The organism is Myxococcales bacterium (assembly GCA_016712525.1).
In the GTDB taxonomy this organism is placed as follows: domain Bacteria; phylum Myxococcota_A; class Polyangia; order Polyangiales; family Polyangiaceae; genus JAAFHV01.
Genome location: JADJQX010000008.1, coordinates 223489 through 250435 on the forward strand (window position 1 = coordinate 223489; position 26947 = coordinate 250435).

Below are 26947 nucleotides of genomic sequence, written 5' to 3' on the forward strand. Positions count from 1 at the left end.
CTACCGGCTGTGCCCACAAGCACTACCGGCTGTGCGTCACGCGAGCTCGACGAAGACCGGCGCGTGGTCGCTCGGCTGCTTGCCTTTGCGTTCCTGGCGGTCGACCCACACCTTCGTCAGCCGCGGCACGAGATCGTTCGTGACCAGGATGTGGTCGATCCGGAGGCCCTTGTTCTTCGGGAAGCCGAGCATGCGGTAGTCCCACCACGAGAAGGTCTGCGTGTCCGGGTAGAGGTGACGGAACGAGTCGACGAGGCCGAGCGCGAGGAGCTTCTCGAAGGCCTTTCGTTCGGGCTCCGAGCAGAGCACCGAGCCCGCCCACCCGGCGGGATCGTGGCAGTCGATGTCGGCCGGGGCGACGTTGTAGTCCCCGAGGAGCAAGGTCTTCCCGAGGCCGACACGCGACGCGAGGTACGCGTGGAGCCGCTCGAACCACGCGAGCTTGTACTGGTACTTGTCCGACGTGACGCTCTCACCGTTCGGCATATACGCGCACATCACACGTAGATCGCCGACGGTCGCCGCGATGAAACGCGCTTGAGGATCGCTGACTCCGTCGCCGAAGCCGCGTTCGACGTGGGTCATCGGGAGCTTCGAGAGGATGGCGACCCCGTTGTAGGTCTTCTGTCCGAAGCTCTCGACCTGGTAGCCGAGCCCTGCGAGCGCGAGGGTGGGCACCTTCTCGTCCTCGAGCTTGAGCTCTTGGAGACACACGACGTCGGGGGACTCTTTGGCGAGCCAGGCGAGCACACGCTCCTCGCGCGCGCGGAGGCTGTTGACGTTGTACGTGGCGATCTTCATGGGGCGCTCTCTGCGTCTTCCTTCTTGCCGCGGCGCCGCGCGAGGGCGCTCTTCGTGAGGCTCAAGAACTCCTTCGACTGGGACCGCGCGAGCACGAGCGCGCCCGCCACGTAGGCGACACCGCCGACGGCCACCTGAGCGACGAGGCTGACGATCACCGGGATCGACTGGAGCCCGCGGCGCGTGAGCTCGACGGCGATCACCATGGGCACACAGGCGAGCAGCGGAGGCACGAGGCGCGCGAAGAACGCCGTGAACGGGATGCCATCGCCGCGCGACATGATGAACCACGAGAGGGACAGCTCGAGCAAGAACGCGACGCCGACGCCGAAACACGAGCCGAGCGGCCCGAGGCGGGAGAACGCGTAGATGCAAGAGATCACGGCGACGAGCTTGAAGGCCTCGAGCTGCGTGATGCGAATGGTCCGGTCGGTCGCCTGGAGGTACGAGTGCGCCTTGGAGATGAGAGGGCGCGTGATGCTCATCACGCAGAGGACCATCAGCATGTTGCCGATGCCGAGCCACTCGGGGCGCATGAGCCGCTCCGCGGTGAGGGCCACCGCGCCGAAACCGACGGCGACCGGGAAGATGACGAGCGCGATCATGCCCGTCACGCGGACGATGGCCTTCTTGCGATCCTCGGGCGACATGCGCGCGAACGAGGGAAGGAGCACCTCGGCGATCTGCTCGCCGATCTGCTCGGCGGGCACGTCGGCGAGGTTGTACGCGAGCGTGTACCGGCCCATGACGGCGGAGCCGAAGAGCCGCTTCATGAGGAGGTTATCGAAGCGGGTGTTCGCGAACGCGAGCGATTGGCTCACGCCGAGCGGGAGGCCGAACTTGAGGATCCTCCGGTAGACGTCCCACCGGAGCTTCGTCGGCGTGAGCCATTCGGCCCGAGGGACGAAGCGCGTGGTGATGACGAGACGCACGAGGCCACGGACGATGTTCCCGTAGAGAATGGCCATGCCCCCGAACCCGGCGAACGCGAGCGCGACGCTCGAGAACGTGTAGGCGAGCTCGGACATGGACCGCGCGACGGCGACGCGGGGAAAATCGAGCTCACGGATGAGGACACGCTCGGGCACGAAGTAGAGCCGCTCGAGCCCCGCCGCGATGAGCATCCACGGCAGGTATTTCATGAGCGTCGGGGCGTGGAACGCCCACGACAAGGGGAGGCCGAGGGCCAACGTCGCGGCGAACGCGAGCACCCCGAGCGCGAGGTGCAGCACCGTGACGTGGAACACCGTGTCGCGCCCTTCGTCGGGCTTGGCGACGAGGTACTGCCCGTACCCGAGCAGGGTGAACTGGTTCGCCGAGAAGCAGATGATGACCGCGATTTGAACGTCGCCGATGGCCTCGGGGGTCAAAAAATAGGTGATCCCGAGCGACCCGAGCACGCCGAGCACACGCGCCAAGAGCCCCGCGGCGATCGTCCACCCTGCGGCGCGCACGGCCTTGTCACGGAGGTCGCGCTTGGCCCCCTCGGACGCCGGCGCGACCGACACCGGGCCCTCCGCGCGCTCGGGCTCCGCCTCGGCTCGTTTCGCTTCCGTGCCGTCCCCGGGATCGTTTTCGCTCACGCCCGAACTCTACAGGCAAGCCTCCCCACGACGGCGCAAATCCTCACAAAAAAGCCGCGGCGGGGGCCGCTGTGGGCTCCCGCCGCGAGGTATCGTGACCGAACCTTCAGCGAAGGATCTTGGTCGCGTTCACGCTGCCCCCGGGGAGCGCCGAGCCGGGAGCGGCCGCCCCCGGAGCACCCGCGGGCGCGGTGAACTCGTAGGCGTACGTCGCGTCGCCGGTCTTCTGGTCCGGCGGGGTGAGGGTGAGACCGACGAGCGCCTTCGTGAGACACTCCTGCACGGGCGCCGGCGCCGTGGTGTTGGCGGCGTCGACCTTCACGTCCTTGACCGTGCCGGTCTTCTCTTCGACGGTGAACTTGACGGTCACCTTGCCGGCGGCGCCGGGAGTGGCCTTCACGACGCCGTCGTAGCAGGCGTGGATCTCGCCCTCTTTGGAGGCGAGCAACTTGGACGTGTCGTCGCGGTACATGTCGGCGCTACGCACGGCGAAGCTGCAGCCGGTGACGAGAGAGATCGAGGCGAGCCCGAGCGGGGCGAGGGTACGGAGGGTGCGGAGCATGATCACTTCGCCTTTCCAGCCTTGGGGGCCTTGAGGAGCGCGCCGGCCGAGGTCGGCGGCGTCGCGGGGGTGGCGGGGGTGGCGGCGGCGGTGCCACCGGGAGCGGCCGGAGGATCGACGATGACGAACTCGACGCGGCGGTTCTTCTCTTTGCCTTCGTCCGTGTCGTTGCTGGCGAGGGGCTTGGTCTCGCCGAAGCCCTTCGAGACGAGGGCGTCGGCCTTGATGCCACCCTTGTCGATGAGGTGCTGGCGAACCGACGCCGCGCGATCCTCGGAGAGCTTCTGGTTCATCTTGGCGTCGCCTTCGGCGCTCGAGTGGCCCTCGATCGAGATCTTCTTGATCTGGGGGTTCTTCTTGATGACGTCCGCGATCTCGGCGAGGAGGGCGTAGCTCTCCTGCTTGATGGTGGCCTTCGCCACCTCGAACTGGATCTTCTGGTGGATGTCGATGTGGTTGCCCTTCACTTCGACCTTGGGCGCGGGCGCGGCCTCGACGGGCGGGGGCGGAGGCGGAGGCGGCGGGGGCGGAGGCGGGGGCGGCGTCGCGCCGACGGCCATGTTGCCCTGGAACGTGGTCACACCGCCGCAGCCTGCTGCGAACGCGAGGAGCGCCGCGGCGACCACGGGCGCGACCTTCGAGGAAAAGCCGAACGAAGACATCAGAGCACCTCTCGAGGGTGGAAAAACAAGACGAAAACGGCCGCAGGCTAGACCCAAAGCGCCCGCACGTCCACCCCGTGGCCGAAGCCGCGCGGGCGCCACTTGGACGGCGGCGCCACGCGTTTCTTCAATGGCCACGGCACGATCGCCGCGGCGGCACTCGCGCCCTCGCCGTTCGCCGAAGGACGCGCATCACCCTACGATTTCGTCATCGAATCTCGACCCGATCGCCCGGGCCACGCCCGAACGTCTCGGGCATGTACATCTCCTCCGCGCGAGGCGGCGGGACGACGAAGTCCCCGGGGGTCGTGGCACGTGCAACATACACGTACTCGTGCACCCCCTCCCACAGGAGAGACGTGAACGCCTCGACGCGCTCGTCGCGCATGTTCTCGTGCTCGTACCAGCGCCCCCACCACCACCGCCCGCGGCGGGACGACGGGTCGTCCGAGCGGTTGTCCTCGGGCACGGGCCCCGTCATCTTGAGCGCAGGGTTCATGGGCTCGAAGCCCGCCGGGAGCGGATCGACGAGGGCGACGTGGTACCTCCGCGCGGGCGCGACCATCGTGACCCGTACGCGCACCCGCGCGCCGGCCTTGACGTGCCACACGCCGGACTTGTCGATCGACACGTCCTTCGGATCGTCGGCGCCCTCGTAGCTCCTCGTCACGACGAAGCCACGATCGATCGGCGGCGGCCTTAGGTCGGCGGGCGCGTATTGCATGCCCACGCGGTAGTACATGCGCCCCTCGCCCTCTTTGCCCACCACGAACGACTGGGGCTTGTCGCCCGCCTGCGCGAGGAACGACATCGGCACGTCGGCGCGATCACGCTCGGTCGTGCGGCCTCGGAACGCGTGCTCGGCGACCATGGTGCTCCCGAGCCACGCGCGCGCCACGAAGTCCGGCGTGGTCTTCTCGTAGGTGTTGAAGTACCGGTCGAGCGCGAGCAGCACGAACGCGTTGTCGTTGGTGCTCCCCCAGTGGCCGCGCTTCCGGTGGGCGAGGAGGCCCGTCACGATCTTCGGGATGACCGTGTTCTTCGGGTCGACGCGGATGAGCGCGTCGAGGAGCACGCCGTCGTCGCGCCGATCCGAGTGGAGCAGCACGTGCGCGCCGTCCGAGTAGGACGAGGTGAAGTGCGCGGCGCCAGCCGTCTCGGTGACGCGGTTCGCGAGGAAGGCGAGGATCTGCGCCGCGTCGCTCTTCGTCGAGGGGTCGGCGTCGAGCGTCGGCAAGAGCCACCCGAGCGCCTCCATCGACAGGTTCTCGACCCCCTTCGCCTCGGCGATGAGCGAGTGGGCCTTGGCCGAATCCCGGTTGCCGAGGAGCTCACGCACGAAGAGGGCGTAGGCCACGATCGCGCGACGCGACTCGCGGCTGTACCAGTGCGGGATGTGGGACTCGATGCTCTGGAGGTACGAGAGCCCACGCGCCCGCGTCGACGCGTCGGGCTTGTAGCCCTTCTGCTCGGCGCGCACGAGGGCGTGCATGACATGGAGCGTGACGAACGGATCGTCCTCGCGGGAGCGCCAGTAGCCCCAACCGCCGTTCCACTTTTGGAGCGCCTTGAGCTCGGCGAGGTCGACGTTCATCGAGGCGAGCACCGCCTCGGGCGCGGGCATTCCCTTCGCCTTGAAGGCCGAGAGCACGTCCCTTAGGGCCGCGATCGCGAGCACGCGGGAGGCGCGCTGCTCGGCGCAATCATAAGGATACTTGACTAGATAGAGTACCGCGTCCGTCAGGGCCTGGAGGGCGGTCGACGAGGTCGACACCTCGAGGCCTCCGAACTCGGTCACGACCCCGCGCGGCATGGTGACGGTCTGGGCCACGGCGCCCTTGTCGACGACGCCGTACGTCGCGAAGGCCTCCGTGGTCGCGGGCGTCCACACGGGGAGGTCGACCTCGGCCGCGTCGGCCTTGTCACCGCTCGACGACGCGATCTGGAAGCGCGCGCGCCCCGGCTTTTTCGCCCTCGCGGGGAGCCTCACCTCGACACGGTCTTGCGCGGGCACGACGACCTTCCGACCACGAGGATCGTCGAGCACGGCGTTGGTCGACCGGGCCGCGAGCTTCACCGTCATCGGCTTGTCGGTCTGGTTCTGGAGCACGACCGGCAGCTCGAACACGTCCCCGAAGTTCAAGAACCTCGGCGGCGACGGGCGCACCATGAGAGGCAGACGCGCGGTCACCGTGCCCTCGCCTTTGCCGAACTCACGCTCGCCGTGCACGGCCACGGCCATGATGCGGTAGCGCGTGAGGCTGTCGGGCAGCGTGAAGGAGACCTCGGCTTTGCCACGGCCGTCGGCGGTCACCTTCGGGAGGAACGCGACGAGGGCGCGGAAGTCCTTGCGCACTTGGATCGCGGCCGTCGAATCGGGGGCGTCGTCGAAGGCCTCGGCGGCATCACCCGCCCGCCCCTTGTCCTTTTTCGCCTCGGCGCTCTTGGCCATCTCGCGGCGGGGTGCGGCGCTCGCGGCAGGCTTCGCGGCCTGGATGGGAGCCCCGGGTGCGGCGCCATAGCCCATGCCCGAGCCGCGCCCACCGCCACCCTCTCCGATGCCCGAGAGCCCGAGGCCCCCGCGGCCGAACGCCTGGTTCGACTCTTCGCGCTCCTTCAGCGCCCCCGGCTCGGCGATGCGCACGAAACCCCTATTTTCATAGCTCGTCGTCCCCGCGCCACGGGCGGGGTAGAACGCGGCCATCGGGTCGGGGAGCTCGTACCCCGCGAGGGCCAGGATCGACTCGTCGACCACGGCGAGGGCCGCGCGGGCCTCGGGCAGCGGCTCTCCGTTCGCCTTCGTGAAGGTCACGTCGGCGGTCACCTTCGCGCCAGGATCGACCCTGTCGACACGCGGCTTCACGGCGACCTGGATCTTGCGATCGACGGCCGGGATGCTGAGCGCGGCGGTCCCCTGCCCGTACGCGGGGCGGCGGGGGAGCGAGGCGTCGGCGCGGTTCTGCGCGTCCTCGCGGACGGCGCTCCCGACGACGTGGATGTGGACCGTGGCCCCCGGCTGGAAATCGCCGTCGAGCTTCACCTGCACGGTCTCGGTCGTCTTCGTGATGCGGAAGCGGCGCTCGCGCACGACGCCTGCGCGCTCGAGGGTGAGGAGCGCCTCGGCCGGAGCGATCGGCGACATGACGAGCAGCTCGGCGGTGTCGCCCTGCGCGTACTCCTTTTTGTCCGGCACGATGGTGACCGCTTCGCTCTTCAGGTCGCGGTCTTTCTCCGTGTCTCCGTACACGTACACGTCGGACTCGGTTTGGTTCTTTCGGCCGAACTCGTCCACGACCGTGGCGCGGACGCGGTAGAGGCCCGCCCCCTTCGTGGCGAGCTCGCACGGCCTCGGCTCCTCGGCGGAGTCGAGCTCGCACGAGGCTTGGTCAACTTCCTTGTCGATCCACTCGGCCCCCTTTTGCTCCGTCTCGAGCCGCGCGCTCTCGACCGAGAGCTTGCGACCGAGCACGGCCTTTCCGTCGAGGTCGGCGGCGATCGCCGAGAGCCGGATCGCCTCGCCCTGACGGAGGTAGCTCTTCGCGAGCTTGAGACCCACGTAGACGTTGGACGGATGCACGAGCATGGAGCCGTGCGCCGACCACTCCTGCCGGTTCACGTCTTTGACGCGCGCGTCGAGCGAGAGCATGCGCGGGAAGGACGGCGTCACCCCGTCGAAATCGACGCGGACCCTGTGCACGCCGTCGGGCCCCGTCGCGCCCGAGAGCGTCTCGGTGCTCGGCGCCGAGCCACGGCCACGACCGAACGAGCCGTACCCGTAGCGGCCACGCCGAAAGTAGCCGTACCAGAAGCCGCCGCCGCGACCGAACTGGAAGTCCGAGCGGTTCGGCGGAGTGAAGTGCCCCTCGGTGCTCGAGACGGTCCACGTGGTCTCGGCGTTCGGCAGGCCGCCGCCCGAGAAGTACTTCGCCGAGACCGTGGCGATGGCGTGTTTGCCCACCGCGTGCGGCCCCTCGCCGGTCGACATCGAGACCTCGAACTCGGGCCGACGGAACTCCTCGATGCGGAAGTCGTGGGAGTGGCTCTCCCCCGCGCACCGGAGCGAGACACGTCCGTAACCGAGGTTCCCGTTGTCCGGGATCTTGAAGGCGAGGTCGAAGCCGAACGAAGGATCGAGATCGGCCTTGCCCTTCGCGATCTCGTTGCCGCGCCCGTCGTACGCCGTGAAGGTCACGTCCTTGCCGGCGAGCTCGCGCGGGAAGGTGACGTCCCCCTTTTTGCCGAGGTCGACGTTGCGGAGCCACCCCTTGACGTGCACCTCCTCGCCCGGCTTGTAGAGCTTCCGATCGTCGAACGAGAACCAGCGCACGTCGTTGTAGGGCGTGTAGCTGTGGAAAAAGGGGTTGTCGTGGCCGCCGAGGAAGGCCACGTCGTCGCCCCTCCGCGCGGTGAGGAGGCGCACCGAGTCCGCCTTGAAGTGCGCGAGGCCATCGCCGGACGTGACCGCGGCGTCGACGCCGTCGAGGGCGATCTTGGCTCCCGTGACGGCCGCTCCGGTCGCGAGATCGGTGACCCACGCGATGCCCTCGCCGGGCTCGTGGATGGTGGTCACGCCGAGCTTGGTCACCTGGACCCACTGCCGCGACCACTCGTGGTACTCGGGCTTCTTCGGTTGCACCGTGGGCTCGACGATGACGACGACGTTGCCGACCCCACCGCGGAGCGCCGGCGAAAGATCGACCGGCGTCTCGACGAGCTCGTCGGGCGCGTTCTTGACCGTGAGGATCTTCGTGCCGACGAGCTTGCCGGGCACGGGCGTCATCTTTTGGTAGTAGTCCCAGTCGCGGCGGAATTTTTCGTACGCGGCGAAGTCCTTCGGGTCGACCTGGTAGAGGCTCGCCTTGAGGGCCTTGTGGTTCACCGTGAACGCGAGCGTCTCGGGCTTGCCGCCCGGGTCTTGCACGCGCATCGGGCGGTCCTCTTCGAAGAACGCGGGCGTCGCGCGGCCCACGTGGAGCTCGGCCACGGCGTCCTTGGCGAGCGTCTGTCCGAAGACGTCACGGAGCCCCGCCTTCACCGTGACGCGGTACACGGTCCGGCCTTTTTTGTGGCCCTGGATGCTGATCCCGCTGCCCGACGTGGTGATCTTCGCGTGCGGGAGCGGCGGCACGATCTCGACCTGCGCGGGCTCGAACGCCGCGGCCTGAATGCCGTTCGTGAACGAGAGGTAGAAGCTGTCGGCGGGCTCGCACGGCTCCTTCTTGGGGCACGACGACTCGCGGAGCTGCATCGGGCCGTACGTGCCGAACGACTCGACGTGATCCGCCGGCGTGGGGATGGGACCTTCGGCGGAGGGCGTCCCCTTTTGGACGTTCAGCGAGTAGCTCGAGGCGAGCGGGAGCGGACGGTCTGCCTTGAACGCGAAGGCGCGCCCCTTCTCGGCCTTCTCGAGGCGGTAGGCGATGCCCTTGTCCTTCTCGATCTCGGCCTCGGTCGCGAGGCGGAGCGGGATGGACGAGAGCCCCCCGCCCGACAGGCGCACGTGAGGGAGGACCTTCGCGGGATCGACCTCCTGATCGAGCTCGACGTAGAGGAGCGGATCCTCGGTGTTCTGAGAGCCGTCGGGGAGCACCGCGAGCACGCGAGGGGGCGGCGTCTTGAAGGTGAAATGCTCGGCCTTTTCGAGCACTTTGCCGTTCATCGCGCGGGTCCCGGCCGGGATGTCCACGGTGTACTCCGTGGCCATCGGGAACCTGGGGTCCGGCTGGAACATCACGGTCTGCGTTCCGAGCCAGCGCCACTCGCCCTTCGGGGTCGGCGTGAGCTTCACGGGGGACGGGAGGTTCGAGAGCTCCGCGTGGGACGTGAGCGGCACCATGGGGTGCGAGAACGTGACGGCGAGGTGCGGGGCGATGGGCACGTCCCCTTTGGGGAGCGCACGCTCGACCTTCAAGGGCCCCGCGACCACCTCGGCAGGGGGCGGGCCGGGGGGCGGCGGGAACGGCTCTTTGACGGTCTCGCCGGTGATGGGGGGAGGGAGCGACTTGGCCCGGAGCGCGAACGGGACCACGTCCTCGGGGGCATCTTTGATGGGCGCGACGCGGGCGAGGAGCGCCTGGGTCTCTTTGTCGTCGAGGGGCGTCGTCACGGCCTCTTTTGCCCGCTTTTGCGGCCCGTCTCCGTCGACCTGGCTCAGTCGAAAACCGAGGCCGCTCTTCGAGGGGCGCCAGACGATCTTCTCCTCTTCCTCTTTTTGAGCCACCTTGGGGCCAGAGGGCGCCTCGATGGGCTTCTGCCCGGGGCAGCCGAGGGCCAACATGGAAATGCAGAGACCGAGAGCCCAGTGAGAACGTCGCATCCGTCACACCTCGAGTCGAAGGAGCCGCAAGTGTCGGGGCTTTGGACGCACGTGAACAGAGAAAAACCTAAAGCCCCCGTTCGCCCTCCCCTCGCGCCGTGGCGCTCCGCGTCGCGCGGGCTGCGGGCTCGGGCCCTCGCGCTGGGGCTCGTGGCGGTGCTCGGCGCCTCGGCGTGCGGTCGGCCCGAGCCGCGCGGCCCCGCGACCGTGGTGGTGGTGCTCGTCGACGCCAAGGGGAAGCGCCTCCCCTTCGACCCCGAGGCCCTCCGCGCGAGGCGCGCACGCGAGGCGGTCGACGCCGTCGCCAAGAAGAGCGTGGCGCTGTCGATCGAGATGGCCCTCCTCCCGGAGGAGACCGAGGCACGCGAGGCGTACGTCGCGGACGCACTCGAGGCCCTCGCGCGGGGGCTCGACGCCGAAAAACGTCGTAATATCGAAGCCTTCGAGCTCGGCACGGGGAACCTCACCGAGGTCGCGTTTCGGTTCGATCCCGTCGCGCGGAACGTCTCCGCGAAGCTCTCGGACGACGGCACGAAGCTCGTCGTGGGCACGTCGCGCCCAGGGACGCCGCCGGTCACGAGCGAGGACTACGCCTATCTCTTTCGAAAGCGCGCCGACGAACGACGACGCGCGCGGTACGCCTCGAAGCGGGCCGACGAGGTGCCCCCGAACGAACGCGAGGCCTACTTCCTCTCGCTCGCCGACTCGAGCGACGCCCCCCGCGAGGAGCGCGCCCGCCTCGCGTTCTTCGCCGATCGCACCCTCTCCATGCTCGATCTCTACGCCCTCACGGAGCGAGATCGGTCGCCCCTCTCGGCCAAGGTGCGCCACACGCTCGTGTCCTCCGGGGGAGACGTGCTCCGCGACGCCGCGTTCCATCACGCGGCCATCTTCACGTCGGCCCCCGCGGACTCGAGCCTCCGGCGCGCGGAGGCTGCCTACTCGGCCTTCCTCCGGCGCGAGGAGCCCAAGATGACCGAGGAGGACGCCCTCGGGACCGCGCGCATGGCCTTCCTCCGCGCGAGCCGAGGGGACGAGCCGACCCGCTACGCCCTCCCGAGCTTCGACAGGCTCGGCTACGCCGTCGACGTCCTCTCGGCCTACCGAAGAGCCGGCCAGACGAGGGACGCCGCGACGCCGAAGGTGCACGCCGTCGTGTGCCCGGAGGAGCGTGTCCGCCAGGGAAACCGGATCGCCACGTCGCGGAGCGGCCACTGTGGCGAGGAGCTCTACGCCATGGCACGAGAGGACGAGGCCGCACGAAAGGCGCTCGTCGCCTACGCGAAGCGCGAGGACGACGTCACCTTCGCCAAGCTCCTCTTCGCCCGCATCGCGCACGGCCCCCGCCGCGAAGGGCGTGTGTTCGCCGCGCTCGGCGACGTGCTCGACGCGCGCATGTTCCCCGTCGCGCTCACGGCGGTGGCCGACGCGCTCGAGGGCTCCGGGGACGCCGCCTTCGTCTCGGAGGCTCGAACGTTCGTGCGCGCACACCCCGAGCGGCGCGGCGACGTGGCCTACCTCGTCGCGCGCGCTCTTACGCACCGCGACGCCGAGGACGTCTTCACGCGCTTCGACGAGCTCTTCGGCGAGAAGCTGACGCTCCAGGACTACGAGAGGTTCCTCTCGTACGGCGACGAGGCCGTGGCCTCGACACCCGAGATTTTCCCCGCGCTCGCCGAGTCGACCCGGGGCCTGCCGCGCATGCGCGCGTTCACGGGCAAGCTCGGCGGGTACCTCGATCGCGCGGGAGATCGGCACATCGTCGGCCCCGACGCGACCTACGCGGACCTGAAGACGAGGCTCTGCGACGACGACGACGCAGCCGGCATCGCCGAGGTCGCCCGCGCGTTCGCCGAGCGGCGAAGGTCCCACCCCGGCGAGGTGCTCACGGACATCTTCTCCGACCCGTGCCCGAAGCGCGCGCCTTCGGACCCCATCAAGACGCGCAAGCCCAAGCCGGGCGCGAGCCCACCTCTGCCCACGGGCAAGACCACGCCCGCGAAGCCTCGGGCCCCACGACAACCCGATCTCAAGGACCCCTTTCGGCCATGAAGGTCACCGATCTCGTACGTGCGCGCGCGCGCGTCCAGACGTACGGCCTAGCCCTCGTGCTGGCGCTCGCAGCTCCGCTCGTCTCGTGCGCGTCCGAGCCGAAGATCGTCGTCGAGGCCGGGCAGCCGATCGTGGTCGACCCGAAGCCGAACGACCCGAAGTACGATCCCCGTACGGCTCGGGTCCGCGCCGCGGGGCGCGAGATCGAGCGCATCGCCGGCCACCCCGTGCGCCTCCGGGTGGAGGCCACGCTCCTCCCGAACGTCCCGGGCGCGTTCGAGGACGTGCTCGTCGGGGCCCTCGTCGATCTCGCGCGTGCGCTCGACTACGCGCGGTCCGAGGATCCCGAGGCGTTCCGCGCGGGCACGGCCAAGCTCGAAGAGGTGTTCTCGCGGTACGAGCCCCTCGCCCGTGAGCCGCGCGCTCGGCTCGAGAGCGGCGGGACGAGGCTCGTCGTGGAGACCTCCGCGCGCTCCGGCCAGCTCGCCCCGGGGTTTGCCATTTCCCATGCATTTTCAGACAGTTACGACGATACCGTGGCGACCGAGATGCGCGGGAGACCGAGCCCTCGGACCGACGACGAGATCGCCGCGCGGTTCGCGTGGCTCACACGCACGCGGCCCGGTCGAGGGAGCGTCGTCGTGGCGCGCGCCGTCGCGAGGGCCACGGGAGAGGGCCGTGAGGCCGCACACCGTGAGGCGGCGGCGGAGGTGCGCCTCGAGGTGCTCGCGCTCGAGGAGCGCGCCAAGGGCGCCGAGCTCGTGGCGAAGCTCCGAACGTGGCTCGTCGACGAGCTGCCTCGCGTCGTCCACGCGAAGACCGAGAGCACGAAGCTCGGCCTCGCCCCGCGCGACTCGGCCGTGTTCCGCGCCGACCGCGCGTACGACGCCTTCGTCCAAAAGCGCCTCTGGGACCTGCCGGAGGCCGAGGCGAAGAAGGTCGTCGAGGTGCTCTTTCCGCGGGGAGAGCCCTGCCATGGGGCCGAGGCGAGCTGCACGAGCGGGCGCGCGCCGTTCGGGATCTCGCGCCTCGACGTGGGGATGAAGCTGCTCGCCGAGGCGAGGAACGCGAGCTGGGATCCGGCCCACGCGGCGCACCCGGAGCTCGTGCGCCTCGTCGTGTGCCCGGCCCGTCGCGATCCGCGTGGGAAGCCTCGCGAGTCGTGCAACGCCTCGTTCGCGGCCCACGCCATCGCGACGAACGACGGCAGGGCGCGCCTCGTCGGCGAGCTCTCGCGCGCGGCCGATCCCGTCTTCGCGAGCGAGGTCGCGGCGACGCTCTCGTACGCGAGCCCCGACGATATCCGCGCGTACCTCCGCGCCCTGGAGGAAAAGCCCACGCTCTACCGCGAGACCGTGCGCGCGCTCGTCGACGCGCGCATCGACCGGGCACGCGGGGTGCTCGACGAAGAGGGGCGCCGGGTCTATCGCACGAAGGATCCCGTGCTGAAGGCAGCGACGTTGACCGTGCTCGCCGAGACGCGCGGCTCGCTGCACCCGCACTACGCCGACGGGTACTTCGAGCGGTTCGAGACCGAGTGGGGAGAGCGCATCGACGCCGCGACGCTGCGGGCCTTCCTCGACGGCTCCCCTCGGGCCTTGACCTCGGTCCCGCGCGTTTGGAAGGCGCTCGGTCCCGGGAAGCGGGTGGGGCCCGTGGCCGACGCCCTGGGCCCTTTCCTCGCGGCCCCCACCGACAGCCTCGCCGAGGCTCGGAGCGTGACCCTCGAGGCCATCGTGCGGAGGCTGTGCGACGAGGGCGCGGTCGCCGAGCTCGCCGCCTTCCACGAGGCACTCGAGCGGGCGAAACGAGGCTACTCGGGCGCCGCCCACGACGTCGACAACGCGCTCGCCGACTCGGAGAAGGGGCGCTGCAAGAAGACCGACAAGACGGAAAACCGGGAGTAGCGCGCGGAGGCTTTCGTCTCCGGGGCGTCTCAGCGGCAAGTGTCCGAATTTTCGAGGGAAGGTCCAGGCGCCGGAGGGACGTATGACCCCCCAGAAGACGTCGACCCCACTGCGCGGTCGGCCCCCAAGGAGAGCCCACGTCCATGAAGCGCCTCGTACCGTCTGCCGTCCTCGTCTCGATGCTCCTCGCCTCGTCCTCGGCCCTCGCCCTCACGGACGAGCAGAAGCAGAACCTCAAGTCGCTCGACTACTACAAGTCCCAGGTCGACCTCAAAAACCGCCCCTTCCGCGACGGCCAATCGGACAGTGACGTGAGCTCGGCGCTCTACGGCTACGAGACCAAGCTGAAGACGGTGAAAGAGCGGCTCGACAAGATCCCCGCGGCCGACCGCAAGGACCCGATGTACGAGAGCTACGCGGCCTGGGCGAACGAGTTCGAGTCGACCCTGAAGCGCTGGCAAGGCGAGCGCGCGACGAACGCGCAGAACCTCAAGAACAAGGCCCAGGCCGAAGAGATCTACAAGAACGAGACCCGCGAGGTCGGCGAAGGCCTCGGGTTCGTGAAGCAGCTCCGCGGGACCTACTCGTACTCGCTCGACGCGAAGGAGATGCTCGCGAAGTGGAAGGCCGCCGAGAAGCTCACGGCCTACGCCGCGAAGTGCGACAAGGAGCTCGCCCCCGTCGACGCGACGAGCTACTACGGCAAAGACAAGGCCGAGAACTGCAAGAACGCTGCCGAGTGGAAGACGCTCGTCGTGCCCTTCCTCGAGAAACGCTCGGGCGAGAACGTTCAGAAGCTCGGCGCCGACCTCGAGGGCGTCGCGCGCCGGATCTCGAACGGCGAGACCACGTACGACGGCGCGCTGAAGCGCCTCCGGTCGCCCGACGAGTACATCGCCACGCTCCGCGGCCCGTACGAGGCGCTCTTCCAGGCCATGGGCAAAACCCTGCCCGCCGACTTCTTCGCGCCCATCACGAACGCAGGGAAGGGCTACGCCGCCGCCATCTCGGCCTCGCAGGCCAAGGTGTCGTACAAGCCGGGCAAGTTCGCCGACGCGACGGTCACGAACGCGGTGAAGGCCGCGCTCACGGCGAAAAATGTGAAGGTCCTCAAGATCAGCCAGACCTTCGGCGACTGGGACATTCGCAAGACCGACTACGGCCTCCCGACCCACCGCATCCGCGACTCGATCGTCCTCGGCCAGGTGGCCGGCGAGACGTCGTGCCGCCTCATCGAGCTCACGTCGAAGCAGGACTACCAAGGCGGGGGCCGCTACACGACGAACACCGTCGTCGACCTCCCGAAGGAGCCCGCCTTCAAGGTCGCCTCCTGCAAGTGACCACGCGAAAGTGAACGAATCGACGCCGTGAGGTCATAAGGCCCGCCGCGTGTGTCCACCTACCGGAAGAACGCGGGCGAGCCGCGCGAAGGAGGACACATGCGGCGGTCATTTTTTGTCGTACTTTCGGGAGTTTGCGCACTTTCTTTCGGGGTGGCTCGCGAGGCGCGGGCCGAGGGTGAGGGGGAGTCTCGCGAGGCCCCTGTCTCGACCCCGCATCGGGCGACGGTCGAACCCGGGGCGCTCGAGCCTCGTGAATCGGTCGCCGTGGAGCTCCGAGCGAACGACGGCCGGGCCACGATGGAGCGACGAAAGGGAACGCAGACGCTCTCGGGGCTCGGCCTCGCCGACCTCGGGATCGGAGGAGTCACCGAGTGGGAGCCCGTATGCGTCGCTCCTTGTGCGGCGAAGCTCTCGCCCCGCGACACGTATCGGATCGCCGGCGACGGGCTCGTGCCCTCGGCGACCTTCGCGCTCCCTCGGGCCTCGCACCTTCGGCTCGACGCGGACCTCGGCTCGTCACGGGCGAGGGTCTCGGGCGTCCTCGTGACGTTGGCCGGCGCCGGGGCGATGGCGCTCGGCACGGGGGCGCTCGTCGCCTCGCCTTTTCTCGCCGAGGGGGACGTCGGGAGCCAAGGTTTTCGCACCGGTGTGCTCGCGGGCGGGGTCGGCTCACTCGCCCTCGGCACGGTGCTCGTGGCGGTCGGCGTCACGCTTTGGGCGACGAACGGCACCTCGCTGAGGTTCGATCCGACGGCCACGACGACGACGGCGCGCCCGACACGCCTCCTCCCGAACGGCATCGCGTTCTGACGGGCCGCACGACGCGAGGCGAACGGGTCAGCCCGCGTAGCCGCTCTCGCCGTGCTGGGTCGTGTCGAGGCCCTCGCGTTCGTCGGAGTGCGACACGCGGAGGCCGATGGTGCGGTCGATGAGCTTCAAGACGACGTACGTGACAGCGCCCGAGAAGGCCGCCGCGACCACGGTCGTGAGGAGCTGCACCCCGAGGAGCTTCGGGTTTCCGTAGAGGAGCCCGTTCGCTCCGAAGGGCTTGTCCATCCCGGGGAGCGTGCGCTCGCGAGCGAACACGCCGGTGAGGAGCGCCCCCAGGATTCCGCCGACGCCGTGCACGCCGAACGCGTCGAGGGAGTCGTCGTAGCCGTACCGGTACTTGGCGAGCACGGCCAGGTAACACGCGAGCCCCGAGAGCGCGCCCACGAGCAGCGCCGCCCAGGGAGACACGAAGCCCGCCGCGGGCGTGATCGCGACGAGCCCGGCGACGAGCCCGGACGCGACGCCGAGCGCGGTGGGTTTGCCACGATGACGCCACTCGACCACGGTCCAGCCGATGACGCCGCCCGCTGCGCCGAGGTGCGTCGTCACGAACGCGAGCGCCGAGAGGTGCCCCGAGGCGAGCGCGCTGCCCGCGTTGAAGCCGAACCAGCCGAACCAGAGGATGCCCGCTCCGGTCATGGTCATCGTGAGATCGTGCGGGAGCGGACGCTCGTGCGGGTACTTGAGCCTCGCCCCGAGCACCTTCGCGCACACGAGCGCGGAGACACCCGCCGTGACGTGGATGACCGCGCCCCCGGCGAAGTCGAGCGCGCCCATCTTGGCGAGCCAGCCCCCGTCGGCCCAGACCCAGTGGGCCATCGGCACGTACACGAGGACGGCCCACGCGGCGACGAACACGAGGTACGCGGTGAAGCGCATGCGCTCCGCGAACGCGCCCGAGATGAGCGCCGGGGCGATCCCCGCGAACATCATCTGGAACGCTACGAAGGAGAGCTCCGGCACGGTGGTCCCTTCGCGTGTTCGACCGGCGAGCGCCTCGAGGCCGACGTCACCGAAGCCCCCGATGAGACCGTGGTGGGTCGGACCGAACGCGAGCGAGTAGCCGAAGAGGAGCCAGATCACGAGCACCACCGGGATGCTCGAGAACGAGTGCATGAGCGTCGAGAGGACGTTCTTGCGACGCACCATGCCCCCGTAAAAGAGGGCGAGGCCCGGGCTCATGAAGAGGACGAGCGCCGCGCTCACGAGCAGCCAGGCGGTGTCTCCGGTATCGGCACGCATGAGGACTCCTGAAGGGCGCGAGGCAGATCGCCCGCGCACGCATGAGAGAAGCCGCGGCCGCGTTTCGAGAACGTTTCGAGGCCGAAGGTTCGCGCCGGAGAGCGGACTTGTTTCCGATATGTTTCGTCCCGAGCGGCCCGTGTTGCGGGTACGTTCTTCGAGGGAGACATACGGAAATGGGCACTCCGAAGGTTCGCAAGATGGTCATGTTCAAGCACGGCGTGGCCTACATCGAGCGCGCTGGCGCCGCCGATGGGCCGTTCGAGCTCGCGTTCAAGCGAGACGAGATGAACGACGTGCTGAAATCCCTCACGTTGTGGGTGGCCGACGGCGACGCCAGGGTCGGAGCCGTGGCCTTCGAGAAGCCCGAGGACCCGGAAGATGCCCTCGTCCGGAGGAAGCTCAACTACCCGGCCGGAGGCACGCTCTTCGCCATGCTCGCGTCGATGCGGGGGCGCAAGGTTGCCGTCACCGTCGATGGCACACGGGTCGAAGGAGAGGTCGTCGGCACCGAGCAGGCGCCCGACCGCGACGGCGGGGAGCGGAGGTCCCTCGTGCTACGCGAGGGCGCCTCGATGTCCCTCGTGGACATCGCGCGCATCACCAAGGTCGATCTGGAGGAAGAGAGCGCCCGCGCCGATCTCGCGTTCTTCGTCGATCGGAGCCGCGCGGCGAGCACCGGAGAGAACCGCATCGTGCGCGTCGACGTGCACGGCCGCTGCAACGATCTGCGCGTCTCCTATGTCGTCCCGGCCCCGGCGTGGCGGGTCTCCTACCGCGTCGCGCGCGAGGGCGAGACCACGCACCTCATGGCGTGGGGCATCGTGCACAACCCGGTCGAAGAGGACCTCGACGACCTCGCCCTGGTGCTCACCACGGGCCAACCGGTGAGCTTCGTCATCGACCTCTACAACCCGAAGAGCGTCCGGCGCGCCGTCGTCGAAGAAGAGGACCGCGCGGTCTCTGCGCCCACGCGGTTCGAGCGCGCGCGAAAGATGGCGCCGCCGCCCCCCCCCGCCGCCGCCCCCGCCTTCGGTCCACCGGGGTTCGGTGGTCCCCCGCCCGCACCTCGCATGGCGATGGCCGCGATGCCCATGCTGGCCGAGGCCGACGACGAGCTCGAGGCCACCTCGGTGGGCCGTATGATGGGAGGGGGCGACGACGCGGCCTCCTTCGGCGACAAGGGGGAGCTCTTCGAGTACCGCGTGGGCCCGCGCATCTCGCTGAAGCGCGGCGGCTCCGCGATGGTGCCGCTGCTCGCCGTGAAGGTCGACGCCAAGAAGGAGCGCATTTGGCGCATCGGCGCCCCGCCCGCGCCGGACCTCGTGCTCTCCTTCGCCAACACCTCGGGCGCCGTGCTCGAAGAGGGCGCCGCGGTCGTCTACGACGGGGACGTCTACGCAGGCGAGGCGATGGTTCCCTACAGCGCGCGTGGCACCGACGTGAAGATCTCGTTCGCGAAGGACCTCGCCGTGCGCTGCGCACACAAGGAGGTCGCGTCGCACGCGACGAGCGCCCTCCGGATCATGAGTGACAGCTTGCGCGTCGACTCGCGGAGCGAGTGGACCCACACCTTCTCGGCCGAGAGCGACCACGACGAGCCGGTCACGGTCACGTTCGAGATGCCCGTCTACGGGAACCGCAAGCTCGTCCCTGGGACGCAAGCGCCGTTCGAGACCACCGCGAGCTACCGGAGGTTCTCGCTCGAGGTCCCCGCAGGGAGACGCGCCGAGCTCGTCGTGAAGGAGTTCGAGACGAGCTACTCGCGCTCCGAGTACGCGCAGCTCCGCCACGCCCAGATCGACGAGTGGCTCGCGGCGCGCCTCCTCGAGGTGCCCCACGCGACCGCGATGAAGGAGGCGCTCGGCCTCTTCGAGAGCTGGCGCGCCCTCGACCGCCAGCAGAAGCTCGTGCAGACGGAGCGGCAAGCCGTCTACGAACGTCAGCGGCGCATCAACGAGCAGCTCGCGGTGCTGAAGGACGGCGGCCCCGAGGCCCAGCTCCGCCTCCGCTACGTGAGGGAGCTCGAGGCCGCCCAAGACGAGCTCGTCGCGCTCGACGCCAAGGAGAAGCGCCTCCAAGCCGAGGCCGACGAGGCCGCCAAAGCGGCGTGGAGGGTCATCGGCGCCGAGGCGAAGAAGGCCACACCCGCCTGAGAGTGATCAGAGCCCGACGACCGACCGTCGTCAGGCTCTTTCCTACCCAACGCGCTCACGGCAGCCGTTCGCGCTTCCGCATCGTCACAGACGAAGCGTTCGGCCCGAGAAGCCCTCCGTGAGCCCGCACATCGAGAGGGTCATGAGGCGACGGGCAGGCCCGATGCGGTTCATGACCGGCATGACGAGGTCGCGTACGGCGCCGTACGCGGGCTCGTCCCCTTGGAAGAACGGTGTCAAGAGGCGGGTCGCCACCTGGTAAAACCCCAGGTGTGACGCACGTTTACGAGAGTAGGCCTCGAGCGCGAGGGCGAGATCGTCGTGCTCCGCGAGCGTGTCGGCCAACACCATCGCGTCGACGAGCGCGAGGTTCGCCCCCTGCCCCAGCTGCGGGCTCGTCGCGTGCGCGGCGTCACCGAGGTAGACGACGTCGCGGGTGCTCCAGCGGTTCATGACGACGTCGTGGTACGCGGAGAAGACGAGGCTCTCGGGGCCCCGAACCTGGAACATCAGGTCCTCGGCGTCGGGGCAGAGGTCGAGCACCTCTTCTCTCCACTTCGAGAGCCCCTCGCCGAGGAGACGCTCGACAGCGTCGACCCGCACGCTCCAATAGAGGCTCACGAGAGGGGTGATGCCCGCGGGCCCCGTCCCCGTCGGCAAAAAACCGAGCATGGTGCGGTTCGAGCGCACGTACTGCGAGAGGACCCGCCGGAACCTCCGCTCCTTGTCCTCTCCGACGAACCAAAGCGCTCCCCACGGGTACGCTTCGACCGACTGCGTTCGATCGGTGTCGTCGCGGAGGCTCGAGCGGGCGCCGTCGGCGACGACCACGAGGTCGTGAGGGCCATGGCGGACGCCCGCGTCGTCGACGACGTAGTGCCTTCGCGCGAGCGCTCGACCCGCGAGCGTCCTGAGCGGTGCGCGCGCGAGATCGACCACGCTCACGCCGAGGCGGAGCTCGGCTCCACTGTCGCCTACCTCATTGAAAAGACTTTGGAAAAGGACGCCGCGGTGGAGCCCGACGCCGTAGTACTTGTCGTCGAGCTCACGGTACTCGAGATCGAACAAGGTGCGTTTGCGATCGGTGACACACGTGAGGCGATCGATACGCGCGCCCCGAGCGAGGATCTCTCGTTTGATGCCGAGCCGATCGAGCACGGCGAGCCCCGTGGGTTGGAGCACGATGCCCGCGCCGACCGGGCGTGGCTCGGCGACACGCTCGTAGACCACGACGTGATGGCCCTGACGCGCGAGAAAGACGGCCGCGGCGCTCCCCGCCGTGCCGCACCCGATGACCCCGACCGAAAGCTCGCGCACGCCGCGTGTCATACCACGTGCGCGTGCCGCGCGGGGGGAACGCGGCTCGGCCCGTCAGGCTTCGTCCGCGACACGCGGCCCCTTCGCCGGCACCGAGAGCACGAACGTCGCCCCGACGCCGGGCCGGTTCTCGAGCGACACGCGGCCGCCGTGGGCCTCGGCGATGCGCTTCACGACGGGAAGACCAAGGCCCGTCCCGGTGGCCCTCGTGGTGAAGAACGGCGAGAAGATGCTCTCGACCGCGGACGCCTCGACCCCGCCGCCGTCATCGACGACACGAATGGCGACGTGCTCGCCCTCGGCCGACGCCACCACGGTGACGGCGCGCGTGCGTCGGGGCGCGGCGAGGGCGTTGGCGAGGAGGTTGATGACGGCCTGCCTCACGAGGCGCGCGTCGCATCGGAGGGCGGGCAGCTCCTCGGGGAGCTCGACCTCCACCTCCACGGGGGCACCGGGGCTCGCCGTGCGGAGGGCCTCGACGGCACCCGCGACGATGTCACGGACCGCGTGGTCGTCGAGCACGAGGCTCGCGGGGCGCGCGAACTCGAGCAGATCCGACACCATGCGCTTCAGCCGCTCGGCCTCTTCTTCCACGATCGCGAGGAGCTTGTCGGGGTCGTCGGGGCGCTTGCGGAGCGCGGCCACGGCGTTGAAGATGATGGCGACGGGGTTGCGTACCTCGTGCGCGACGACGGCCGACATCTCGCCCAGCGCCGCGAGCCTCTCCTTGCGCACGAGCGCGGCTTGAGCCGCCTGCAGGTCGCGTGCATTCCGCACGAACTCCCTCGCGAGCTCGAGCGAGATCGCCGCGATCATGACGAGGTAGCCGACGTCGAGCAGGTACGGCATCGCTAGCGCCCCCGAGGACACGAAGCTGTCGTTGATGCCCGACACGAGGAGCGCCACGATCCCGACGAGCTCCGCGCGGGCGCTCTTGTCCCCCCTCCGGATCCTGGCGAAGGCCCTCGCTCCGAGGAGCGAGACGGCGAAGACGAAATAGACGAACGAGAGGTTCCCGACCCACGTCGAGCGGGTGTCGATGTACGTGATGCCGAGCCAAGAGATCTCGTGCGTCCACGGCTCGTCGTGGTGGTAGAGGAGGTTCGGCACGAACCCGAGCACGCCGAAGACGCCGATGCCGGCAAGCAGCACCTTCTCCCAGCCGTAGAGCCGCCGGTCCTCGCGGCGCGCCGAGAAGACGAGCCAAGCGCCCGCGTGGAGACCGACGAAGAGCACGGCGAAACGCACGGCGAGGCTCGCGAGACCGAAGCTCCCCGACGAGAGGCACGCGTTCGTCAGGCCGTACGAGGCACCGAACGCGGCGCTCGCCGCAAGGGCCTTCATCCCGCGCATCCCCGGCGCGCCCGACACGGCCCACAGCCCCGCCGCGAACACGTACCCGAGCGTCGACACGCTGACGGACACCAGGGTAGCGACGTTCAACGGCGCGCCCCCGCGGGAAGGCAGCCCGGAGAATGACGCTTGGCAGAGCTCCCCATCTCGCGGTCAGCATCGACCGAGACACGCGCCCGTGACAAGCACGAAGCGGCGCGAGCCAGAGCCCGCGCCGCTTCGCGTCCGCATTCGGTGACCGCTACTTGACGGCTTCGACGAGGCCGGCCGCGCCCATGCCGCCGCCGATGCACATCGAGACGATCGCGTACTTGCCGCCGCGGCGTTTGAGCTCGTAGAGCGCCGTCGCGACGAGCTTCGCGCCGGTGCACCCGAGCGGGTGGCCGAGGGCGATCGCGCCGCCGTTCACGTTCAGGCGATCCTCGGGGAGACCCAAGGTGTTCTTCACGTAGACCGACTGGCTCGCGAAGGCCTCGTTGATCTCGAAGAGATCGATGTCCGAGATCTTGAGGCCCGTCTTCGCGAGGAGCTTCCGGATCGCGGGCTCGGGCCCGATGCCCATGATGGCCGGGTCGACGCCGACGGTCACGAACGCGCGGAAGATGCCGAGGCCCTTCACGCCGAGCTCGTCCGCCTTGGCGCGGCTCATGAGGAGCGAGGCGGCCGCGCCGTCCGACAGCGGCGAGGCGTTGCCCGCCGTGACGCTGCCCTTGGCCGAGAACGCGGGCTTCAGGCCCGCAAGGCTCTCGAGGGTCGTCTCGGGGCGCGGGAGCTCGTCGCGGGTGAACGAGAAGGTCTTCTTCTCCTGTCCGTCGAACTTGATGCCCGTGACCGGGACGATCTCTTGATCGAACTTTTTCGCTTCGATCGCGGCCGCCGCCTTCTTCTGGCTGGCGAGCGCGAACGCGTCTTGCTCCTCGCGCGAAATCTTGAATTGTTTCGCGACGTTCTCGGCGGTGATCCCCATGGGGGTGTACGCCGACGGGTACTTCTCCATGACCTCGGCCGAGGCCGAGAGCTTGTTGCCGGTCATCGGCACCATGCTCATGGACTCGACGCCGCCGGCCACGACCACGTCGTTCGACCCGGCGAGGATCGAGCCCGCCGCGAGCGCGAGCGACTGGAGGCCGCTCGAGCAGAAGCGGTTGATGGTCATGGCGGCCGAGTCTTGCGGGAGGCCACCGAGGAGCCCGGCCATGCGGGCGATGTTGAGGCCCTGCTCCCCTTCGGGCATGGCGCAGCCGAGGACGAGATCCTCGACGAGCTCGGGCTTCACCTGGGGAACACGCGCCATGAGGCCACGAATGACCTCTCCGGCGAGATCGTCGGGGCGACGCAGGGCCAAGGAGCCCTTGTGCGCGCGGCCCACGGCGGAACGAACGGCTTCGGCAATGACGATGTCCATCATGGGCTTAGTTCCTGAGCGGCTTGTTGTTCATGAGCATGAATTGCATGCGTTCCTGGCTCTTCGGCTCGCCGCAGAGGCTCACGAACGCTTCGGCTTCGATGTCGAGGAGCTCTTGCTCGGTGCACTCGTGCGACGCGCCCGAGATGCCACCGCAGAGGACCTCGGCGACCTTGCCGGCGATCTTCGCGTCGTGCTCGGAGGCGAAGCCACCGGCGACGAGGGTGTCGACCATCATCTTGAGGGTCGCGATGCCGCTCTCGCCCGGGAGCACGTAGGCCTTGGGCGTGGGCGCGTGGTAGCCCGACTCGGCGAGGCCGATCGCGCGCTTCTTCGCGTCGACGAGGACGCGGGCCTTGTCGAACGAGACGCCGTCGGTCTTGCGGAAGTAGCCGAGCTGCTTCGCCTCCTCGGCGCTCGTCGCGATCTTGGCGAGGGCGATGTTCTTGAACGTGTTGGTCACGATCTCGAGCGTGTTGAGCTGGGCGCCCTCGGGCACGCCGTCGAGCGCGCGCCAGAGCATGTTGAGGTTGCCCGCGCCGCCGGGGAGGAGGCCCACGCCCACCTCGACGAGGCCCGAGTACGTCTCGGCCGCCGCCTGCACCGCGGCGCCGCCGAAGCAGAGCTCGAGGCCGCCGCCGAGCGTCATGCCGTACGGCGCGACGACGACCGGGACCTGCGAGTACTTCATGCGCTGCACTGCGCCCTGGTACCCCTTCACCATCTTGCGGATGTCCTCCCACTGCTGGGAGCCCGCCGCCATGACGACGAGGAAGAGGTTCGCGCCGACGCAGAAGTGCTCGCCCTCGTTCGCGACGACGAGGCCGCGGAAGTCGGTCTCGGCCTTCTCGACGGCCTGGCCGATCATCGAGATGACGTCGGGGTCGATGCTGTTCGCCTTCGTCTTGAAGGTGAGCCCGAGGATCCCGTCACCGAGGTCCCAGGCCTCGGCGCCGTCGTTCTTGAGGACGGGGGCCTGGCCCTTGCGCAGGATCTGGAGCGTCGCGTAGCGCGGGTCTTGCTCGCGCTTCACGTACTCGCCCTTCTGGAGATCGAACACGGCGCCGTCCGCGCGGTAGAACGCCGTCGCGCCGCTCGCCTTCATCTTGATCACGGACTCGGGCAGCTTGATGCCGTCCTTGATCATGCGGTCGGTCGTCTCGACGAAGCCCAGGGCGTCCCAGGTCTCGAACGGGCCGAGCTCCCAGTTGTAACCCCACTTCATCGCGTCGTCGATCGCGGTCACGTCGTCCGTGATCTCGCCGATGCGCCGCGCCGAGTACGCGAGGCTCTTCGAGAGCACCTTCCACGCGAACGCGCCGGCTTTGCCCTCGTCGGCGACGAGCTTCTTCACGCGCTTGCGAACATCCTCTTCCTTCGCGATCGCCTTCGTCGCGTTCTTGATCGCGTCGTCGCCGCCCTTGGGGCGGTAGTCGAGCGTCTTCGGGTCGAAGGTGGAGATGCTCTTGTCGGCGCCCTTCTTGTAGAAGCCACCCTTCGTCTTGTTACCGAGGAGCTTCTTCTCGACCATCGTGCGAACGAAGGCCGGGACCTCGAAGATCTTGCGGTCCTCGTCGTTCTCGAGCGCCTTGAAGCAGTTGTCGGCGACGTGGGCGAAGGTGTCCAGGCCGACGAGATCCGCCGTGCGGAAGCTCGCGCTCTTGGGGTGACCCATGGGCGTGCCGGTGACGTTGTCGACGTCCTCCGGGGTGAGCCCGTCCTCGAGCATCTGGTGGATGGTCGACATCATCGCGTGCACGCCGATGCGGTTGCCGACGAAGTTCGGGGTGTCTTTCCCGAAGACGACGCCCTTGCCGAGCACGTCCTCGCCGAACTTCTTCACGAACGAGACGACGCCGGGGTCCGTGTCGGGCCCCCACACGATCTCGAGGAGCTTCATGTAGCGGACGGGGTTGAAGAAGTGCATCACGAGGAAGCGCTTCTTGAACGCGTCGGAGCGGCCCTTCAGCATGTCGACGATGCGGAGGCCCGAGGTGTTCGAGGCCACGATCGCGTGCGGCGGGACGAGCTTCTCGAGCTTCTCGAGGAGGGCCTGCTTCACGTCGATGCGCTCGAGCACGGCCTCGATGACGAGGTCGCACGTGGACACCTTCGCGAGGTCGTCCTCCGTGTTGCCCACGCTGACGAGGCGGGCGTTCTGCTTGTGGAAGAACGCGGCAGGGCGGGCCTTCAGGGCTTTGTCGAGGCCGCCGGCGGCGAACGCGTTGCGCGCGGCCTTGGGCGCCTTGTCCGCGTCTTTGAGGTCGGGGGGAACGATGTCGAGGAGGAGGACCTCGATACCGGCGTTGGCGAAGTGGGCGGCGATGCCTTGCCCCATGACGCCCGCGCCGATCACACACGCGCGGCGAATCGGTTTGTTCATGAACGCGTCCTCGGGATGAGTGGGCCGACCCGCACGGCGCGGGCGGCGGCGATAGTGAACCGTCATTCAGTCGCGAGCGCAAGGCGGGCGACGACGAAATCGCGCGGCGCGGCAAGGTGGCCCGAGCGCGCGAAATTTCCGCGCGAAGACGCTCACCTCAGGCATACGTTACGTGAACCCACGAGGCGCTATCGGGCGCTCCGAGACGGCGTCGCGCTCAGCCGCGCTCCCGGCGATCCTCCTCACCGAGGGCGGAAATGGCCCCGAGCGCGCGATCGGCGGCGCGCTTCGCGGTCGTGAGCTTCGCCGGCCCCACGCGGAGATCCGAGAAGTCGAGCGCGGGCCCGAAGCGCACCGAGATCCTGTGAGCGGACGCGTCCGTCCAGTTCCAGAGAAACTCGCGCGACAGCTCGTTCGACATGCCGAGCACGAAGACGGGCACCACGGTCGCGAAGTCGGCCGCGAGGATGACCTTGCCCACGCCGGGCTGCGCGGGCAGGAGGGCGTAAGGGTCCTCCCCTTTGTTGCGCGTGCCCTCGGGGTGGAGGCCGACGATCGTTCCGGGCTTGCGGAGCTCGTCGATCGTACGGCGCAGCATGTACTCGTTCCACGCGCGCTTCTTCGCGTCGCGGAGCACGGGAGGGAACATGCGCATCGCGCTCATGGCGAGGTTCACGACGGGCCCCGCCGGGTGGTCGTAGAAGAAGGTGCCGCGTGTCGGGAAAAAGAGCCGACGCGGAAGGCGCGTGCGGAAGAAGAGCACGTAGAGGATCGTGAAGAAGTCGAAGAAGCTCCTGTGGTTGGCGAGCAGCAGGATCCGCGCGGACGGGCCGAGGGACGCCACGTGCTCGAGCCCCGTCACGTCGATCCGCCGGCTCCCGCACGACCCGATGAGCGTCCCCATCACGGTCGCGAGGTAGCGCCCGGACACCTCCGTGAACGGCTCCCGCACGCAGAGGTCGGCCAGCTCGAACGCGACGCGCTCGCGGGTCGACAGCTCCGAGAGCTCTTTCGTCGTCGGTCGCACCGCGCGA

The 26947-nt window shown here is 69.1% G+C and carries 16 protein-coding genes; 5 read left to right on the top strand and 11 right to left on the bottom strand.

Translation table 11 applies throughout. From position 1 onward, the window contains the following. Positions 1–36: 36 nt before the first annotated feature. The 5 genes from xth to IPK71_30450 all read right to left on the bottom strand — a co-directional run bounded on the left by xth (position 37) and on the right by IPK71_30450 (position 9924). Positions 37–801 (bottom strand): exodeoxyribonuclease III, encoded by a 765-nt coding sequence (gene xth / locus IPK71_30430; protein ID MBK8218067.1) that lies wholly within the window; start codon positions 799–801, stop codon positions 37–39. Beyond that, positions 798–2384, bottom strand: a complete 1587-nt coding sequence (locus tag IPK71_30435) for an oligosaccharide flippase family protein (protein ID MBK8218068.1) — start codon at positions 2382–2384, stop codon at positions 798–800. Before IPK71_30435 ends, xth begins: the two co-directional genes overlap by 4 nt. A 106-nt stretch (positions 2385–2490) precedes the next feature. After that, complete coding sequence (locus IPK71_30440) at positions 2491–2946, bottom strand: AgmX/PglI C-terminal domain-containing protein (protein ID MBK8218069.1); 456 nt, start codon at positions 2944–2946, stop codon at positions 2491–2493. Between the two features lie 2 nt (positions 2947–2948). After that, positions 2949–3608 (bottom strand): OmpA family protein, encoded by a 660-nt coding sequence (locus tag IPK71_30445; GenBank protein ID MBK8218070.1) that lies wholly within the window; start codon positions 3606–3608, stop codon positions 2949–2951. Between the two features lie 208 nt (positions 3609–3816). Then, positions 3817–9924 carry a hypothetical protein gene (locus IPK71_30450; GenBank protein MBK8218071.1) on the bottom strand — a complete coding sequence of 2036 codons (6108 nt, stop codon included), beginning with the start codon at positions 9922–9924 and terminating at the stop codon, positions 3817–3819. A 30-nt stretch (positions 9925–9954) separates the two neighbouring features. Between IPK71_30450 and IPK71_30455 the strand changes: the two genes are divergently transcribed. The 4 genes from IPK71_30455 (at position 9955) to IPK71_30470 (ending at position 16036) form a co-directional block, all read left to right on the top strand. Next, the gene (locus tag IPK71_30455; protein MBK8218072.1) at positions 9955–11976 is read left to right on the top strand and encodes a hypothetical protein; all 2022 of its coding nucleotides are present in this window, start codon (positions 9955–9957) and stop codon (positions 11974–11976) included. Beyond that, complete coding sequence (locus IPK71_30460) at positions 11973–13883, top strand: hypothetical protein (protein MBK8218073.1); 1911 nt, start codon at positions 11973–11975, stop codon at positions 13881–13883. Before IPK71_30455 ends, IPK71_30460 begins: the two co-directional genes overlap by 4 nt. A gap of 143 nt (positions 13884–14026) precedes the next feature. Next, positions 14027–15223 (top strand): hypothetical protein, encoded by a 1197-nt coding sequence (locus IPK71_30465; GenBank protein ID MBK8218074.1) that lies wholly within the window; start codon positions 14027–14029, stop codon positions 15221–15223. 267 nt (positions 15224–15490) lie between these two features. Further along, positions 15491–16036: a hypothetical protein gene (locus tag IPK71_30470; GenBank protein ID MBK8218075.1), complete on the top strand. Its 546-nt coding sequence runs from the start codon at positions 15491–15493 to the stop codon at positions 16034–16036. Between the two features lie 27 nt (positions 16037–16063). On the opposite strand, the gene IPK71_30475 is transcribed toward IPK71_30470, so the two are convergent. Then, entirely contained in the window at positions 16064–17299 is a 1236-nt protein-coding gene (locus IPK71_30475; protein ID MBK8218076.1) for an ammonium transporter, read from the bottom strand. 200 nt (positions 17300–17499) lie between these two features. Between IPK71_30475 and IPK71_30480 the strand changes: the two genes are divergently transcribed. Further along, positions 17500–19455, top strand: a complete 1956-nt coding sequence (locus IPK71_30480; GenBank protein ID MBK8218077.1) for a hypothetical protein — start codon at positions 17500–17502, stop codon at positions 19453–19455. 84 nt (positions 19456–19539) lie between these two features. Here IPK71_30480 and IPK71_30485 read toward each other — a convergent pair whose 3' ends face one another. The 5 genes from IPK71_30485 to IPK71_30505 all read right to left on the bottom strand — a co-directional run bounded on the left by IPK71_30485 (position 19540) and on the right by IPK71_30505 (position 26940). Continuing rightward, a complete protein-coding gene (locus IPK71_30485) occupies positions 19540–20772 on the bottom strand; it encodes an FAD-dependent monooxygenase (GenBank protein ID MBK8218078.1) in 1233 nt (410 codons plus the stop codon). Positions 20773–20826: 54 nt separating this feature from the next. Then, positions 20827–22185, bottom strand: coding sequence for a hypothetical protein (locus tag IPK71_30490; protein ID MBK8218079.1), 1359 nt, complete (start codon positions 22183–22185; stop codon positions 20827–20829). Positions 22186–22366: 181 nt separating this feature from the next. Beyond that, positions 22367–23533 carry a thiolase family protein gene (locus IPK71_30495; protein ID MBK8218080.1) on the bottom strand — a complete coding sequence of 389 codons (1167 nt, stop codon included), beginning with the start codon at positions 23531–23533 and terminating at the stop codon, positions 22367–22369. Positions 23534–23537: 4 nt separating this feature from the next. Further along, a complete protein-coding gene (locus tag IPK71_30500; protein MBK8218081.1) occupies positions 23538–25913 on the bottom strand; it encodes a 3-hydroxyacyl-CoA dehydrogenase/enoyl-CoA hydratase family protein in 2376 nt (791 codons plus the stop codon). A 217-nt stretch (positions 25914–26130) separates the two neighbouring features. Then, positions 26131–26940, bottom strand: coding sequence for a 1-acyl-sn-glycerol-3-phosphate acyltransferase (locus IPK71_30505; protein ID MBK8218082.1), 810 nt, complete (start codon positions 26938–26940; stop codon positions 26131–26133). Positions 26941–26947 lie beyond the last annotated feature (7 nt).

Bases quoted from the DNA above. Each gene is read 5' to 3' on its own strand.
- xth (MBK8218067.1), bottom strand. From the start codon at position 801: ATGAAGATCGCCACGTACAACGTCAACAGCCTCCGCGCGCGCGAGGAG.
- IPK71_30440 (MBK8218069.1), bottom strand. From the start codon at position 2,946: ATGCTCCGCACCCTCCGTACCCTCGCCCCGCTCGGGCTCGCCTCGATC.
- IPK71_30445 (MBK8218070.1), bottom strand. From the start codon at position 3,608: ATGTCTTCGTTCGGCTTTTCCTCGAAGGTCGCGCCCGTGGTCGCCGCG.
- IPK71_30450 (MBK8218071.1), bottom strand. From the start codon at position 9,924: ATGCGACGTTCTCACTGGGCTCTCGGTCTCTGCATTTCCATGTTGGCC.
- IPK71_30460 (MBK8218073.1), top strand. From the start codon at position 11,973: ATGAAGGTCACCGATCTCGTACGTGCGCGCGCGCGCGTCCAGACGTAC.
- IPK71_30465 (MBK8218074.1), top strand. From the start codon at position 14,027: ATGAAGCGCCTCGTACCGTCTGCCGTCCTCGTCTCGATGCTCCTCGCC.
- IPK71_30475 (MBK8218076.1), bottom strand. From the start codon at position 17,299: ATGCGTGCCGATACCGGAGACACCGCCTGGCTGCTCGTGAGCGCGGCG.
- IPK71_30480 (MBK8218077.1), top strand. From the start codon at position 17,500: ATGGTCATGTTCAAGCACGGCGTGGCCTACATCGAGCGCGCTGGCGCC.
- IPK71_30495 (MBK8218080.1), bottom strand. From the start codon at position 23,533: ATGATGGACATCGTCATTGCCGAAGCCGTTCGTTCCGCCGTGGGCCGC.
- IPK71_30500 (MBK8218081.1), bottom strand. From the start codon at position 25,913: ATGAACAAACCGATTCGCCGCGCGTGTGTGATCGGCGCGGGCGTCATG.